Here is a 15489-nt window from a genome sequence, read left to right as displayed (position 1 = left end):
GCGGACCCTCAGCCCTTGACGGAACCCGCCGTCAGGCCCCCCACGATGTACTTCTGCAGGAACAGGAACAGCGCGAGGATCGGCAGGCTGGCGATCACGGCGCCCGCGGCGAACAGCCCCCAGTTCGCGTTGAGCTGGTCCGAGACCCACGCGTACATGCCCACGGCGAGCGTCCAGTTCTGCTCGGACGTCAGGATGACCCGGGCCAGGATGAAGTCCCCGAACGTCGCCACGAAGGTCAGCAGCGCGACGACCGCGAGGATCGGGGTGACCAGGCGCAGGATGATCGTCCAGTACGTCTGGGCGTGCGTCGCGCCGTCGATCTTCGCCGCCTCGTCCAGCTCGCGCGGGATCGTGTTGAAGAACCCGTACATCAGGAACGTGTTGCTCCCCAGCGCGCCGCCGAGATAGACGCACACCAGGGCGATCTTCGAGTTCAGCCCGAGGGCCGGCACCACGCTGCCCAGAGTGATCAGCAGCAGGAAGATCGCGATGAACGCGAGCATCTGCGGGAACATCTGCACGATCAGCAAGGAGGTCAGCGACAGCCGCCGCCCGGTGAACCGGAACCGGCTGAACGCGTACGCCGCGGCGGCACCCATGAGGACCGCCCCGACCACGACGCTGACCCCGATCACCATGCTGTTCGCGGCCCACTGCCAGAACCGGGTGTCGCCGAGCGCGGTGAAGTTCTGCCCCGAGATCTCGCGGAACAGGCTCGTGCTCCCGGTGAGCGTGCCCGACGGCGCCAACGAGGCCGAGAGCACGTAGGCCAGCGGGAACGCGGCGTAGAAGATCACCAGCGCGGCCAGCGGGTACTTCCAGCCGACCTCCGCCCACCAGCGCCGACGGCGGGCAGAGGTGCGAGTGGCGTCGGATCCGGACATCACAGGACCTCCTCGTGCTTGCGGGTACGGCGGAACGCGACGGCCGAGACGGCGCCCACCACGATGAAGACGATGATCGACAGCGCGCTCGCCAGCCCGTAGTCGGCGCTGCCGCCCTGGACGCCGGAGATCTGGTAGATCATCGTGATGAGGATGTCCGTGTGTCCCAGCGGTGCCGACGTGTCGGTGAACCGTGGCCCCCCGCCGGTGAGCATGTAGATGATCACGAAGTTGTTGAAGTTGAACGCGAAGCTCGCGATGAGCAGCGGCGTCGTCGAGATGAGCAGCAGGGGCAGGGTGATCGCGCGGAACTGCCGCCAGCGACCCGCCCCGTCGATCCGCGCCGCCTCCTCGATGTCCGTCGGCAACGACTGGAGCGCGCCGGTGCAGACGAGGAAGAAGTACGGGAACGTCAGCCACAGGTTCACGCCCAGGATCGCGAGCTTCGCGAGCGTCGGGTCGGTGAGCCACTCGATCCGCTGCCCGAAGAAGAACAGGCTGTTGATGATCCCGTAGTCAGGGTTCGAGTTGAGCATCCCGCGCCACAGCAGGGCGGACAGGAACGCCGGGAAGGCGTACGGCAGGATGAACAGGGTCCGCATCACCGCCCGGCCGCGGATGCGGGTGTCGTTGAAGAGCAGGGCGATCGCCAGCCCGAGCAGGAAGCTCGAGGCGACCGTGAGGAACGCGAACGAGAACGTCCAGGCCGTGATCTTCCAGAACGGTCCCGAGTAGTTCGTGTCCGTGAACGCCTTGGTGAAGTTGTCGAGCCCGACGCCGACCCGCCAGCCCACGGGCAGCGTCGACCCGTCGTCCGCGCGGAAGTTGCCGGTGTCCTGGTCGGCGCGGTAGACGGTCCCCGTGGTGGTGTCCGTCATGGTCTGCACGTCCTCGTCCCACGCCAGGGACGAGGCGTAGACCGTCGCCCGGCTGCCCTCGCGCGTACGGAACGAACCGTCGTCGGCGTCCTCGGAGACGGGCACCCGCAGCTCGAGCACGTCCTGCTGCAGGTCGGTGTCGGCGAGCAGCGTGGGCAGGTCGACGACGTCGTAGCCCGGGACCGCGGTGACGCGCTCGCCGTCGACCGCGGCGCCGGGCACCGGGGCGAGCGGTTCCTCGGCGGTGCCGGCGAGCACCTCGCCGGACTCGCCCACGACCGCGAACCCGGGCCCGTCGTCGGAGATGAGGATCGTCAACGGGTAGGTCGCCCCGCCCTCGACCGGCCGCTCGTTCTGGATGAGCAGCGCGTCGACGGCCTGGTCCTGGGTGCTGTTGTGCCCGGTGCCGTAGTTCGTCGTCGCGACGTACACCGTGTACGCCATGGTGAAGACCTGGAAGACGAGCAGGAAGACCAGACCGGGGAAGATGTACTTGCCGGCCAGCCGGCGGCGGGAGAAGTACACGACGTCGGCGACGGCGACGAGGGCGAGCGAGACCACCAGCACGCCCCACTGCTCCACGTCCCACGCGGACCAGGCGACGTAGAGGCCGACGGCGTTGACGGCCGCCATGAGCACGAGCTTCGCGGCGAAACCCCAGCCGAAGCCTTCCCAGGCACGGGCGTGCGACTCCCGGGGAGCCGCGGTGGTGTCGGTCGACATCGATCCTCCGGTCAACGACGGTCGGTGCCGAGCAGGAGACTGAGCCCGCAATGTCCCGCGAAAGCGGGCTCAACCTCCTGCTCGGCGTGAGGGGTGGGTCAGCCGTTCAGCGTCGCGTCGAGGTCGGCGAGCATCTTGTCCCACGCGGCCTCCGGCTCGGCGTCGCCGGAGATGATGGACGCCTCGGCGGCGTTCCAGTGGTCCCACACGTCACCCATCTCGGGGATCGAGGGCATCGGGGCGCCGTTCTGGGCGGCGGCGAGGAAGCCTGCCACGACCGGGTCCTCGGCGACGGCTTCCGCCACCTCGCTGAGCGCGGGGATGCGCGGGTCGGCGTCGTACAGCGCCTGCATCGCCTCCGGGGTGGAGATGTAGTTCGTCAGGAAGCTCGTGGCGACCAGCGCGTTGTCGCTGCGTGCCGACAGGTAGAAGCCCTGCACGCCGACGAACGGCGCGGCGGTCTCGCCGCCCGCGGCCGGGATCGGGTCCACGGCCACCTCGATGCCGGCCTCGGTGTACGTCGGGACCGCCCAGGGTCCCGCCACGGTGTACGGCGCGTTGCCGTCGGCGAACTCCTGGTTGGCGATGTCGTAGGTCCAGTCGGTGCTCAGCAAGCCGTCACCGGCCTGGCCGTGCTCCGCGAGCCACTCGGCGTACGCGTAGCCGCCGTCGCCGCCCATGCCCACCTCGTTGGTGTACGAGCCGTCCTCGTTCTGGACGAACACCGGCGCACCGAAGGACGTCTGGAACGCGTAGTACGTGTAGGCGTCGCCGTCAGCACCGGCGGTGTTGATGACGAAGGGCAGCTTGGCCCCGCTCGCCTCGCCCTCGGCGATCATCTCGTCGAAGGTCGCCGGCACGGGGTCCGGTGCGAGCTCGGTGTTGCGCACGAGCCCCACCGACTCCAGTGCGTACGGCAGGCCGTAGAGCTGGCCGTCGTAGGTCAGCGCCTCGATCGCGACGTCCTCGAAGGCCGACTCCTGGCCGCCGAGGTCCACCGTGTCCACGACGCCGTTGACGATGAAGGAACCCAGCCAGTCGTGGGCGCCGACCGTGAGGTCGGGCCCCTCGCCGGTGGGGACCTGGGCGAGGAAGTCCGCGCGGATGTCCTCGAAGTTCTTCACGACGAGCTCGACCTCGACGCCGGTCTCGGCGGTGAAGTCCTCCGCGGCGGCGGCGACGGCCGGCTGACGGTTCTCGTCGACCCAGATGACGAGCTCACCGGCGGCCTCGGGTGCGGCCGCGGCCTCCTCGGTGGCGGCGTTCTCGGCGGGCTCGGGGTCTCCGCCGCTGCACGCGGCGAGCAGGGCGACGGCCGCGACGGCGGCGACCGACAACGTGGTCTTGCGCATGACTCTTCCTTCCGGACGGGGCCGCGATGCCTTCGACAGGACGGTGATCGCGACGTTGCGAGCTGAGCGGCGCTCAGACTTCGTGGGGGGCGGAGACGGGCACGGGCCCGACGCCGTGAGGGTCAGCGGGAGGTACCTCCACCCTCGCGGGAGACCCGGACGACGGCGACGCCGCCGGCGGGAACCTTGAGGTCGGGGCCGACGGCCGTGTCGGAGAGCAGCTCCGTGCCCGCGACGTCCGGCATCGTGGCCGCGGCCTCCGAGTGGTTGATCGCCACGACGTAGTCGGCCGCGTCACCACGCCGCACCACGACCTCGACGTCCTCGGGCAGGTCGGCCGCGAGGACACCGGCGTCGGCGTATGCCGCGCGCATCACGGGCGCGAGACCGTCGACGCCGAGCCGGGTGGAGACGTACCAGGCGTGGCCGGCGCCGTGAGCGTGGTGCGTGATGGCGGGCGACCCCGCGGCCGGGCCGTCGACGTGGTGCGCGACGACCTCGGCCGTGTCGAGCACCAGGTCCTCGGCCCACACGTCGGCGCACAGCGTGGTGGCCCCGTCCCGGGTCCACCGGACCGTCGTCACCTCGCCGTCCCGCAGCGGCAGGAACTCCTCGACCCGCAGACCGAGCACCTCGCGCAGCGGCGCGGCGTACCCGCCGGGGTGGACGGCGTCGTGCGCGTCCACCACCGCCGAGAAGCAGGACACGACGAGCGTGCCGCCGTCGGCCACGTAGCGCGTGAGGTGGGCGGCGGCCTCGGCGGTCAGCAGGTACGACGCCGGAGCGACGACGAGCCGGTACCCCGAGAGGTCCTGGGTCGGGTGCGCGAAGTCGACGGTCACCCCGTCACGCCACAGGCGCTCGTAGTAGGCGCGCATCCGCTCCTTGTGCTGCAGGTCGACGGACGGGCGCCACTCCTGGTCCTGCGCCCAGAACGACTCCGTGTCCCACAGCAGGGCCACGTCGGCCTGCACCGTGGACCCCTGCAGCTCGGCGAGCGCGGCGACGTCGCGCCCGAGCCCGACCACCTCGCGCCAGACCCGCGACGTGGTCCCGGCGTGCGGCAGCATCGCCGAGTGGAACTTCTCGGCCCCGTACCGGGAGGCGCGCCACTGGAAGAATCCGACGACGTCGGCGCCCCGGGCCACGTGCGCGAGGGAGTTGCGCGCCATCTCGCCCGGCCGCTTGGCGATGTTGCGCGGCTGCCAGTTCACCGCGGAGCTGGAGTGCTCCATGAGGATCCAGGGCTTGCCGCGGGCCACGGACCGCGTGAGGTCCGCGGCGAGCGAGAGGCCGACGTGCCCGCGCGGGTCGGCCGCGGTGAGGTAGTGGTCGTTGGAGACGATGTCGATCTCTCGCGCCCACGCCCACAGGTCGGTGGTGGGGCACTCGTTGGCCATGAAGTTCGTGGTCACCGGCTTGTCCGAGTGCTCACGGATGGCGTCGCGCTCGGCGACGAAGAGCGCCCGGAGCTGGTGGTCGGTGAACCGTGCGTAGTCGAGCCTCTGGGCCTGGTTGACGGTCGACGCGGTCGGCCCGGGTGCGGTGACGTGCTCCCAGTCGCCGTAGACCTGGCCCCAGAAGCGGGTGCCCCAGGCCTCGTTGAGGGCGTCGAGGGTGCCGTATCGCTGCTGCAGCCAGGCTCGCCACGCGGCGACGGCAGCCTCGGAGAAGTCCTCGCCCACGGGTGCGCCGTACTCGTTGTGGACGTGCCACATGACGACGGCGGGATGGTCCGCGTAGCGCTCGGCGATCCGGCTCGCGATGCTGCGCGCGGCGGCCTGGTAGGCCGGGTGCGACGGCGACGCAGCACCACGCGAACCGGGGCCGAGGGCGACCCCGTCGCGGGTGACCACCCGCGCCTCGGGGTGGGCGGCGTAGAACCAGGCGGGCGGGGCCGCGGTGGGCGTGGCGAGGTCGACCATGATGCCGTGGGAGTGGAGCAGGTCGAGCAGGTCGTCCATCCACGTGAAGTCGTACTCCCCCTGGCGCGGTTCGAGCAGCACCCAGGAGAAGATGCCGACGCTGACGTAGTTGACGCCCGCCTCGCGCATGAGCCGGACGTCCTCGTCCCACGCCTCGCGGGGCCACTGCTCGGGGTTGTAGTCACCGCCGAAGCCGAGGGTGCGGCCCGTGGGCCAGGTGCCGGTGACTGCCATGTCGCGGTGGATCCTCCTGCGCGCCGCCGATGGCGCTCGGTGCTGTGAACGGTCACAGCATAGGCATGGATGCTCTGGCATCAAGCAGTCGGACGTTGTTCGTCACCGAACTGTGACCGCGCACGGCCCGCTCGCCAACCCGCCCCGGCGCTCCCCCATGACCGCTGTGGGTGCCGGGTGGCTCAGGGCGCCTGGCGCGGACGAGCCGTCGCCTGGCGCACCAGCAGCAGCAGCCCGAACGTCACCGCGGTGGCAGCCAGCACCCCGAGCACCCCGGCCGCGTAGGCCGTCACGTCGTCCGCCATCGGTACGGTGTCCGCCTCCAGGATCCGCAGGGCCGCGACCATCGCGAGGCCTCCCGCGACGGCCCCACCGAGCAGCAGCAGGCACGCCACGACCGAGGACCCCGGGGAGTGGAAGGCGTTCGGCCGTGGCAGGCCGGACGGCAGACGCCGCCCACGGGGGGCGACGTCGAGCGAGCTCGCGGGAGTCATCGCGCACACCAGGGCGCCCCAGGCCAGGACCACGAAGAGCGCTGCGACCACGTCGGACGGCCGGTGCCACTGACCGATGAGGGTCGACACCCCGGTCGCTCCGGTGTACACGGCACCGAGGAGGGCCACGGTCGGACGCCACGCCCGTGGTGTGGCCAGCAGCAACGCCACCGAGACGCTCGCCGCGACGGTCGTGTGCCCGCTGGGAAGGGTGTTCCCCCCGTTCCAGCCCGGCAGGAGGTCCGGGCGCGAGAGCACCTGGTGCTTGAGCAGCTGGGTCGTCAGGTTCGCACCACCCACGAGGACGGCCACCTGCAACGCCAGGACCCACCGGCGTCTGGCCAGGGCCACCGCCATCGCCGCACCGATGCCACCCACCACGAACGCGACGGAGACCACGTCGAGCACCGGCTCCGCGACCTGCCAGAGCCGGCCCTGCCCGTAGTTCGCGCCGAAGAAGGCCAGCTCGTCGAGCGTCTGCCCGGACACGGTGGTGACGAAGTACCGGTAGGTCGCCCAGAAGGCGACGACGGCGACCACCGCCACGACGGCCGCGACCGCCTGCGCCCCCGGGCGCACCCGCGGCCGTGGTGGGGCCGTCACGGCCGCGACCGGCGTGACCCCGCGCTCAGGAGTCGGCACCCCGGCTGCCGGGGCGCGGCCGGGCGGGATCGACGGCGGACCCGCTGGGGGGACCGCCGCCGAGAACTTCCGAGTGTCGCCGTTCACGCAGGTCACCGTATCCGTTCGGTGTGCTCGTGGACACGCCGTGCGGTCAGGGCGCGAGCCCTGCGGATCTGCGCCGGCGACGGCGACCCCGGTGCGCGACCCGTCCCGTGGTGCCACACTGGCTCCTCGTGCACATGCCCTCGCGGCGCTCGCCGCACGATCCGGGCCCCTCCCCCGCCAGCCTGCGCCGTCGTCCGGCCCAGGTCGTGACCCTCGGCTTCCTCGCCGCGATCGCGGTGGGCACCGGCCTGCTCCTGCTCCCCGTCTCCACGACCGGGGAACGGGCGAGCCTCGTCGAGGCGTTCTTCACCGCGACGTCGGCGGCGTGCGTCACCGGGCTCGTCGTCGTGGACACCGAGACGTTCTGGTCGCCGTTCGGGCAGGCCGTGATCCTGGTCCTGATCCAGATCGGCGGGTTCGGCGTGATGACCGTGGCCTCGCTGCTGGGTCTCCTGCTGTCCCGCCGCCTGGGCCTGAGCACCCGCATGGTGGCTGCGCAGGCCACCCACACCGTCGGCCTCGGCGACGTGAGACGAGTGATGCTGGGAGCCCTGCGGTTCACCGTGGTCGCCGAGCTGGTCCTCGCCGTCGTCCTCACCGTCCGCCTCGTGGTCGGGTACGGCGAGAGCCTCGGCCACGCGGCGTGGTCGGGCCTGTTCCACTCGCTGTCCGCCTTCAACAACGCCGGGTTCTCGATCTACGGCGACTCCCTCATGCGGTTCGTCAGCGACCCGTGGGTCTGCCTGCCCATCTGCCTGGCCGTCATCATCGGCGGCATCGGGTTCCCCGTGCTGCTCGAGCTGTGGCGCCTGTCGCGATCACGACGCGGCGACGGTCGTCGATCCGCCCTGCGGGACCCCTCGCGGTGGAGCATCCACACGCGGCTGACCCTGGGGGCGACGGCGGTGCTGCTGGCCGTCGGCACGGCCTTCTTCCTCGTGGTCGAGTGGGCGAACCCGCAGACCTTCGGCCCGCTGAGCGTCCCGGGCAAGGTGCTCGCCGCGTTCACCCAGTCGGTGATGCCCCGCACCGCCGGCTTCAACTCGATCGACACCTCCGAGCTCAACCACGGCACCTGGTTCTTCACCGACATGCTGATGTTCATCGGTGGCGGCAGCGCCGGCACCGCCGGAGGAGTGAAGGTCGGCACGTTCGCCGTCCTGGCGTTCATCATCTGGTCAGAGCTGCGCGGAGACCCCGACGTCACCGTGTTCGACCGGCGCCTCGCCCGCGCCACCCAGCGCCAGGCGCTCACCGTCGCTCTCGTCGGGGTGGCCGCCGTCGTCGTCTCCACGCTCGCGATCACCCTCACCGTGTCGCCGACGGTCCTCCCGCTCGACCGGGTGCTGTTCGAGGTGATCTCCGCCTTCACCACCACCGGGCTCTCGACGGGCATCACCGCGGAGCTCGCAGGTTGGCACCAGGTGCTGCTCGCCGTGCTCATGTTCCTCGGCCGGCTCGGCCCGATCACCCTCGGGACCGGGCTGGCACTGCGGCAGCGGCAGAAGCTCTACCGCCGCCCGGAGTCCGCGGTGATCATCGGCTGACGGCCACCGAGGGCGCGCGACCCTTCAGCGCCCGAACACCTGCGTCCACCACGGCCCCCCGTCGGCGCGGTGCGCGCCGAGCCCGTGGCGCGTCAGCTCGCAGTTCACGATGTTGGCCCGGTGGCCAGGACTGTCCATCCACGCCCTGACCACCTCTGCGGCATCTTGCTGACCACGCGCGATGTTCTCGGCAGCCGCGCCCTGCACCCCCGCCGCCGCCGCCCGGTCCCACGGTGTCAGCCCGTCGGGCGTCGTGTGGGCGAAGTAGCCCCGGGCCGCCATGTCCTCGGAGTGCCTCAGCGCCAGGTCGTCCAGCCCCGCGTCCGCCCGCAGCGCGCCGCAACCGACAGCCGCTCGCTCAGCGTTGACGAGCTCGAGCACCAGCGCCGAGTCCGTCCCGTCGGGGGACGACGACGGCGCGGCCGCGGCGGCGGACGGGGCCGGGCCGTCAGGGCGCTCCACGGTCTCCGGGACATCCGGGCTCTCCGAGACGTCGGGCTCGGCGGGGGCGTCCGGGCTCTGCGAGACGTCGGGCTCGGCGGAGGCGTCCGGGCTCTCCGCGCTCTCCGAGACGTCAGGCTCGGCAGAGGCGTCCGGGCTCTCGGCGTCGTCAGGCTCGGCAGAGGCGTCGGCACCGGCGTCCTGCGGGTCCTCGCCCCCCACATCACCGGACCTCCCGCCGGCCCGTTCCGGCGCGCCCCGCGCGGCGCTCTCGCCTGCCGCGGCTCGAGCGCCTGGCTCGACGGGCTCCTCGCTCGTGGCCGTCGGAGATCCCGGTGCCGCCCCGTCCGGCAGGTAGCTCGCGATGCGCAACGATCCCGGAGCCACCTCGGCCGCCACCACCACCAGGCCCAGACCGAGGGTGAAGGTCGCCAGGAGCGCGGCGAGCTGGCGCACCGGGGACGCGGTTCCTCGTCGACGGGTCATCCCTGGAACCGTAGCGTGCGCCCGGACGGAACGAAAGGGACGATCCGCCCGCCCGGCACCGCGGACCCGGCAAGGAGCCCGGGGCGCCTACCGCGCGGACCCCTGCGCGACCACGTAGCGCTCGTAGGCGGGCGACCGCCGCACGGCCTCGGCGTGGGAGTAGACGGCCGCCGCGCGGACGAGGTCGACGTCGAAGCGCTCGCCCGCATCGCCGCGCCACCCCACGTACTGCGTCCAGCGCAGCGGCTCCGCCTGCAACGGGACGGCACGCACCCCGGGGTGGTCGAGCAGCAGCGGCTGGACGAGCGCGATGGCGTGCCCCTCCCGGACCTGCTCGACCGCGGAGGCCCGTTCGGTCTCGCTGACCTCGCGCGGCGTGAACCCTGCGTGAGCGCACGCCGCGACGAAGCACCGTTCGAAGCAGCCGTCACCCGGCGCGGAGAGCCAGTTCTCCCTCGCGAGCTCCCCGAGCGGCACCTCGTCGGCATCGGCGAACCGATGGCGCTCGGGCACCAGCACGAAGACGGGGTCGGTCCGCACCTGGGTCCACTCGACCCCGCCCTCGGTCGGCAGGACGGCGTCGCCGCACGCGCCCACGAGGGCGATGTCGAGCGTGCCGTCGGCCAGCCGCAACGCCACCGCGTCGGCGGACCACGACGTGAACGACGTGACGTTCACGCCGGCGAGGTCCGCCCGCAGCCGGCTGAGGAAGATGCCCCCCAGGACCGTCGCCACCGTCCCGACGCGCAACGACGTCGCGACGTCGGGACGGTCCAGGACGTGCCGGCGCACGTCGTCGTGGAAGGCCTCCATCGCGGGCAGCAGCACGCGCGCGTGACGCAGCACGAGCTCGCCCAACGGGGTGGGGCGCGCGCCGTGCCGGTCACGGACGAAGACCGGGCCGCCGAGAGCCTGGTCGATACGGTTGAGCTGTGCGGACAACGCGGGCTGGGCCATGCCGAGGGCGGCGGACGCCTTCGTGACGCTGCCCTGGTCGGCGACGACGGACACCAGCCGCAAGTGCCGGAGGTCGATCTCCATACCGAGAAGATATCTCCCCCAGAGCATCGGTGGGATGCCCCGTCGGTCACACCGGACCACGGGACCACGACGAGCAGTACCGAGAGAGGGACCACGATGGCAGAACGGGTGACGTTCGCGTCCAGCACCGGACCACGGCTCGCCGGCATCATCGACGAGCCCGAGGGCGAGGTGCGGGGGTGGGGGTTGTTCGTCCACGGTTTCACGCTCGGCAAGGACTCCCCGGCCGCCTCCCGCCTGTGCAAGCAGCTCGCCGCGGAGGGCATCGGCATGCTGCGGTACGACAACCTGGGGCTCGGCGACTCCGAGGGCGACTGGGGCGACGGGTCCTTCACCGTGAAGGTGGCCGACACGGTCCTGGCCGCCGCGCTCATGGCCGAGCGCGGCACCCCGGTCGAGCTCGTGGCCGGGCACTCCTGGGGTGGGGCGGCCGCGATCGCCGCCGCCCCCGAGATCCCCACCGCCCGCGCGGTCGCCACGGCCTGCGCACCCTTCGACCCCAGCCACGCCGAGCACCACTACGACGGCCTGGTCGACCAGGTGCTGGAGGAGGGCAACGCGGTGTGGCAGGTCGGCGGCAAGCGCCTGAACCTCAAGCGCGGCATGGTCGAGGACGTCCGGGCCGCCGACCTCGCGCACCGCATCCCCGAGCTGGGCCTGCCGCTGCTGGTGATGCACTCCCCCACCGACAACACCGTGGGGATCGACAACGCCAGCGAGATCTTCCGCGCTGCACGGCACCCGCGCAGCTTCGTGTCGCTGGAAGGCTCAGACCATCTGCTGACCCGCCCTGGCCAGGCGCGGCGCGCCGCGCGGATCGTCAGCGCCTGGGCGGACCCCTACCTGGGGCAGTGACGGTCAGGCGGGGCCGAGGAACCCGTCGCGGACCAGACCGCGCACCGCGGGCAGCAGCTCGCCCGCGAGGTCCGACGGCGGCACGTCCAGGAGTGCCGCCAGCGCGCCGACCGTCTGGCCCACGGTGAGCTCGCCGTCGCACACCCCGACGAACGCGGCCAGGGCCGTCGAGGCCTGGATCCCTCGCCCCAGTCCGTCCCCCTGGCGCACGATCACCACGTTCGGGTCGGCGGCCCCGGGCGTCAGGTAGCGCTCCTCGGTGACGTCCGCCGACACGAGGAGCCGGGCGGAGGACAGCGCGTCGTCGTCGTGCGCCTCCAGCCAGTCGTGCGCGGCCAACGAGGCCGCGAGGTGACCGCCGAGCGGCTGCCGGAGGGAACCGTGGTGCTCCTCCAGCCGCCGCAACGTCACGCGTCCGGCGGTGGTGCCGACGTCGGACGGACGGCGCAGGGTGACGATGCCGAAGCCGACCGCCTCGACGTCGCGGGAGGCGAAGTCGTCCAGCCAGGCGCCGTACGCCGACGCCCAGGCGGCGGGCTCCCGCTCGGGCGTGGTGCCGCCGTCGCGGATCCAGGTCTCGGCGTACTCGGCCGGGTCGAGGAGCTCGCGCTCGATCACCCAGCCGTCCAGGCCGGAGGCGTCCAGCCACGCCCCGACACGCTCGGTCCACGGCTCGCCGCGCCGGTGCTCCCAGTTGACGAGCATCTGCGCCACCCCGCCCGGGGCGAGGACGGATCCGACGCCGGTGACGAGGTCACGCACGAGATCGTCGCCGGACCGGCCGCCGTCGCGGTACTCGAACTCGCCGAGCGCCTCCGTCACGGCGGCGCCGGGCTCCCCCGCGTGCGGCGTGATGACGAACGGCGGGTTGGAGACCACCAGGTCGAAGCGTTCGTCCGCGACCGGCTCCAGCATCGAGCCGTGCCGCAGCGTCAGGTCGGCGTCAGGCACGTTCAGCACGGTGTTGAACCGGGCGAACGCGAGGGCGCGTCGAGAGATGTCCGTCCCCACGACGGACCCGGCGTGCCTCGCCGCGTGCAACGCCTGGATGCCGCAGCCGGTGCCGAGGTCGAGCACCCGTCCGACCTGGTCACGGACGGTCACCTGCGCGAGCGTGGTCGACGCCCCGCCGGCGCCGAGCACGTGGTCGACCGCCAGGCGACGCCCGGTGGCCGTCTCACCGAGGTCGCTGGTCAGCCACCAGGAGACCGGGCCGTTCGCGTCCGTGGCGGCGTACGGCCGCAGGTCGACGACGGCGCGCACCGGGTCGTCGCTGCCCTGTCCCGCCGTCTCGACGAGGCCGAGACCGACGGCGCCGTCGGCCCCGACGCCGGGGAGGGCCCTGTCCAACGCCGCACGAGCGACGTCGACCCCCAGCAGGAACAGTGCGGCGAGCGTGGCCCGGGGGTCGTCGCTGCCGGCCGCCGCCCGGCGCGCGGGCAGGGTCTGCTCGCGGTGCAGCGCGCCGGAGGCCGTCTCGCCCAGGAGCTCCTCGACACCGTCGACGGTGAACCCGGTCGTCTCCAGGGCGGCGCGCAGGGCGGCGACGGCCGGACCGGTGGCGGCCGGCGGAGGGGGTGAGGTCACCGGCGGCAGCCCGCGTCGAGGTACTCGGTCACCGACCCGTGCGCGGTCGTGGCGCGTGCCGTGTCGACGTCGGAGAGGGCCAGCGTCACCGCCGAGGCGACCGCCTGCGCGTCGTCGGTGTCGATGTCCTCGAACGCGCCGACGGCCTTGTCGAGATAGGTGGTCATCCCGTCCCAGCCCGGCACGTCCTCGGTGTCCTCGACCGACGTGATGGAGCGGTACGCCTCCCGGAAACCGGCGACCAGCAGTCGCGGGTGCTCCTCGTCGATCCCGGCCAGCGCCCGGTTCGTCGCGGCCCACGCCTCCTGGAGCTCGGCGCACTCCTCGCTGAGGGTCGACGACGGCGCGGGGTCGCCCTCGTTGCTCATCGCGAGCCCGGAGTCCACCGAGACCGCCGGAGCAGGTTCGGGGGCGGCCGAGGAGGGCCCCTCGGAGGAGCTGCAGGCACCAAGGGTCGTCCCGACCGCGAGCGTCACCACGAGGGCGGCGACGGCACGACGGGTGCGCAGACGGAGGGACAGCATCCCACCATGGTGACCCAGATCCGTCGAGGTCGGGAAATCGAGCGTCTGCCTCGTGAGACGTCTCACGCGGCAGACCGGACGAGACGGACGAGTCAGGGCGCGCAGTCGCCGCCGAGGTACTCGGTGATGCGCTGGGACGCGGCGGTCATCTTGTCGGTGTCGAGCTCGGCGAGGGCACCGGCCACGGCATCCTCCACCTCGTCGTCCTCCACGTCCTGCGTCGCGTCCGCCGCGGTGGTGACATAGGTGAGCACCGTGGCCCAGTCCGTGATGACGGCGCCGGGCGGGTCCACCTTGCTCAGCGCGTCGCGGGCGCCGACGAAGCCGGTGCGCAACGACCGGGGCGACTCGACGTCCATGCGCACCTGGGCGGACGCCGCGCGGGACCAGGCGACCTGCGCCGCGGCGCACACCTCGGGGGTGACCTCGACGACGGCGGCGGTCGCGGCGTCGGTGCTCGCCTCGGCGTCGCGACCGAGCAGGTCCGCCGCGGCGCCCGCGCCCACCCCCGCGACGAGGGCCAGCCCTCCGGCGACGAACAGGGTGGCGCGACGCGCGAAGAGCCCGGTCGCTCGCCTCCCGCGCATCGCGGAGGTGACTGCCGTCCGTGCCCGGTCGGTCAGCACACGGACGGTGCCGCTCTCCCTGACGGCGACCTCGTCGTCGCCCTTCCGCCGCCGTGAGGTCCGCGAGCTCGGGCTCGGGCTCGGGGGCGAGGCCGGTTCGGCGCTGCGCCTGCCCGAGCTCTTGCGCTTCTTCGTTCCCTTGCGCCGGCCCCGGCCGGAGGCCGTGGGCCGGGCGTCCGCACCCTCCGGGCTCGCCGCACTGTCGGCCGACCCACCGAAGACGTCGTCGAGCGCCGGGACGTCGGTCGGGACGGCGCTCGCCCAGGGCAGGGCGCCCGCCGCCGGTTCGGCCGGCTCGGCGTGGTCACCGTGGTCACCGTGGCCGGCGGGGCCGGTCGGGGGGCCGCCGGGGAAGGGCGGTGGACTCTCCCAGGGGCTCGCCGGGGCAGCTCCGCCACCGCCGACCGGCGCGAAGGGAAAGCCGCCCTGAGGTGCGGGGACGGGCCAGCCGTCGTCGGGCGGCAGCGCGTCGTCGTCCGCTGTTCTCCGCCTCATGATCGCGAAGGCTACCCAATGACACGCCGAAGGTGTCCAGATCGTTGCCTCCGCGGCCTTGACCTGGATGCCCGTCGAGCACCAGATTGTGCGGGTGAGCGCAACGATGACGGGCATGTGGGTCGCACCCGAGCAGGACCCCCGGACGACCGGGGTCGACCCGGTCGGCGAGAAGGAGACCCTCTGGGAGTACCTCTGCCGCTACCGCATGACGCTCGTCATGAAGTGCGAGGGCCTGGACGCCGAGCAGCTCTCACGGCGCAGCGTCCCGCCGTCGAACCTGTCCCTGCTGGGCCTCGTGCGTCATCTCGCCAACGCCGAGCACCACTGGTTCACCCGTGTGCTGCAGGGCACGGTCGCTCCCGGCCCGTTCGAGCGCCCGCGTGCGGTCGACGTCGACTTCGACGAGGCCTATCCCACCGACGAGTGCGTCGGCGAGGCGTGGGAGGCCTGGCACGCCGCCGTGGAGGCGGCCGACGAGCAGCTGGTCCGCGAGGAGCTCGGCCGTGAGGTGCCGTTCGACGGCGGCACCGTCGAGGTGCGCGACGTGATCATCCACATGGTCGAGGAGTACGCCCGCCACATGGGGCACGCCGACCTGCTGCGCGAGTGCATCGACGGGCGCACCGGGCTCTGATCCGGACCGTTCCGGCAGGTCCGGGGGC

13 protein-coding genes are annotated in these 15489 nt (G+C 72.7%); 3 read left to right on the top strand and 10 right to left on the bottom strand.

Translation table 11 applies throughout. The features are described 5' to 3' along the window. Window positions 1-8: 8 nt before the first annotated feature. From HDG69_RS02640 to HDG69_RS19515, 5 genes are all read right to left on the bottom strand, one after another. Window positions 9-887 (bottom strand): sugar ABC transporter permease, encoded by an 879-nt coding sequence (locus HDG69_RS02640; protein WP_171783139.1) that lies wholly within the window; start codon window positions 885-887, stop codon window positions 9-11. After that, a complete protein-coding gene (locus HDG69_RS02635) occupies window positions 887-2488 on the bottom strand; it encodes an ABC transporter permease subunit (protein ID WP_171782215.1) in 1602 nt (533 codons plus the stop codon). The genes HDG69_RS02640 and HDG69_RS02635 overlap by 1 nt, the downstream gene beginning before the upstream one ends. Window positions 2489-2586: 98 nt before the next feature. Beyond that, entirely contained in the window at window positions 2587-3840 is a 1254-nt protein-coding gene (locus HDG69_RS02630; protein WP_171782214.1) for a sugar ABC transporter substrate-binding protein, read from the bottom strand. Between the two features lie 122 nt (window positions 3841-3962). Beyond that, window positions 3963-5999 (bottom strand): beta-galactosidase, encoded by a 2037-nt coding sequence (locus HDG69_RS02625; RefSeq protein WP_171782213.1) that lies wholly within the window; start codon window positions 5997-5999, stop codon window positions 3963-3965. A gap of 182 nt (window positions 6000-6181) precedes the next feature. After that, window positions 6182-7222: a phosphatase PAP2 family protein gene (locus HDG69_RS19515; protein ID WP_343036221.1), complete on the bottom strand. Its 1041-nt coding sequence runs from the start codon at window positions 7220-7222 to the stop codon at window positions 6182-6184. Between the two features lie 134 nt (window positions 7223-7356). Between HDG69_RS19515 and HDG69_RS02615 the strand changes: the two genes are divergently transcribed. Continuing rightward, entirely contained in the window at window positions 7357-8769 is a 1413-nt protein-coding gene (locus HDG69_RS02615) for a TrkH family potassium uptake protein (protein ID WP_171783137.1), read from the top strand. A 24-nt stretch (window positions 8770-8793) separates the two neighbouring features. Here the strand turns inward: HDG69_RS02615 and HDG69_RS02610 are convergent, their stop codons facing one another. Together HDG69_RS02610 and HDG69_RS02605 are read right to left on the bottom strand one after the other, a co-directional pair. After that, window positions 8794-9696, bottom strand: a complete 903-nt coding sequence (locus HDG69_RS02610; protein ID WP_171782212.1) for a CAP domain-containing protein — start codon at window positions 9694-9696, stop codon at window positions 8794-8796. An 87-nt stretch (window positions 9697-9783) separates the two neighbouring features. After that, window positions 9784-10737, bottom strand: a complete 954-nt coding sequence (locus tag HDG69_RS02605) for a LysR family transcriptional regulator (protein ID WP_171782211.1) — start codon at window positions 10735-10737, stop codon at window positions 9784-9786. Between the two features lie 96 nt (window positions 10738-10833). Here HDG69_RS02605 and HDG69_RS02600 point away from each other — a divergent pair, with 96 nt between their 5' ends. Beyond that, window positions 10834-11592 (top strand): alpha/beta hydrolase family protein, encoded by a 759-nt coding sequence (locus HDG69_RS02600; RefSeq protein ID WP_171782210.1) that lies wholly within the window; start codon window positions 10834-10836, stop codon window positions 11590-11592. Between the two features lie 3 nt (window positions 11593-11595). On the opposite strand, the gene HDG69_RS02595 is transcribed toward HDG69_RS02600, so the two are convergent. The 3 genes from HDG69_RS02595 to HDG69_RS02585 all read right to left on the bottom strand — a co-directional run bounded on the left by HDG69_RS02595 (window position 11596) and on the right by HDG69_RS02585 (window position 14824). Next, on the bottom strand, window positions 11596-13179 hold the full coding sequence (locus tag HDG69_RS02595) for a DUF7059 domain-containing protein (protein ID WP_171782209.1): 1584 nt from the start codon (window positions 13177-13179) through the stop codon (window positions 11596-11598). Beyond that, window positions 13176-13703 carry a hypothetical protein gene (locus tag HDG69_RS02590; RefSeq protein WP_171782208.1) on the bottom strand — a complete coding sequence of 176 codons (528 nt, stop codon included), beginning with the start codon at window positions 13701-13703 and terminating at the stop codon, window positions 13176-13178. Before HDG69_RS02590 ends, HDG69_RS02595 begins: the two co-directional genes overlap by 4 nt. Before the next feature lie 92 nt (window positions 13704-13795). Then, entirely contained in the window at window positions 13796-14824 is a 1029-nt protein-coding gene (locus HDG69_RS02585) for a hypothetical protein (protein WP_171782207.1), read from the bottom strand. A 67-nt stretch (window positions 14825-14891) separates the two neighbouring features. On the opposite strand from HDG69_RS02585, the gene HDG69_RS02580 reads away from it, so the two are divergent. Further along, window positions 14892-15461, top strand: coding sequence for a DinB family protein (locus HDG69_RS02580; protein WP_216645242.1), 570 nt, complete (start codon window positions 14892-14894; stop codon window positions 15459-15461). The last annotated feature ends 28 nt before the right edge of the window (window positions 15462-15489 follow it).

Origin of the sequence: Isoptericola halotolerans (assembly GCF_013149785.1) — a bacterium.
GTDB classification, from domain to species: Bacteria; Actinomycetota; Actinomycetes; order Actinomycetales; family Cellulomonadaceae; genus Isoptericola; species Isoptericola halotolerans.
The sequence above is the reverse complement of the archived record's forward strand: the minus strand, read 5'-3'. Positions and strand labels throughout refer to the sequence as shown.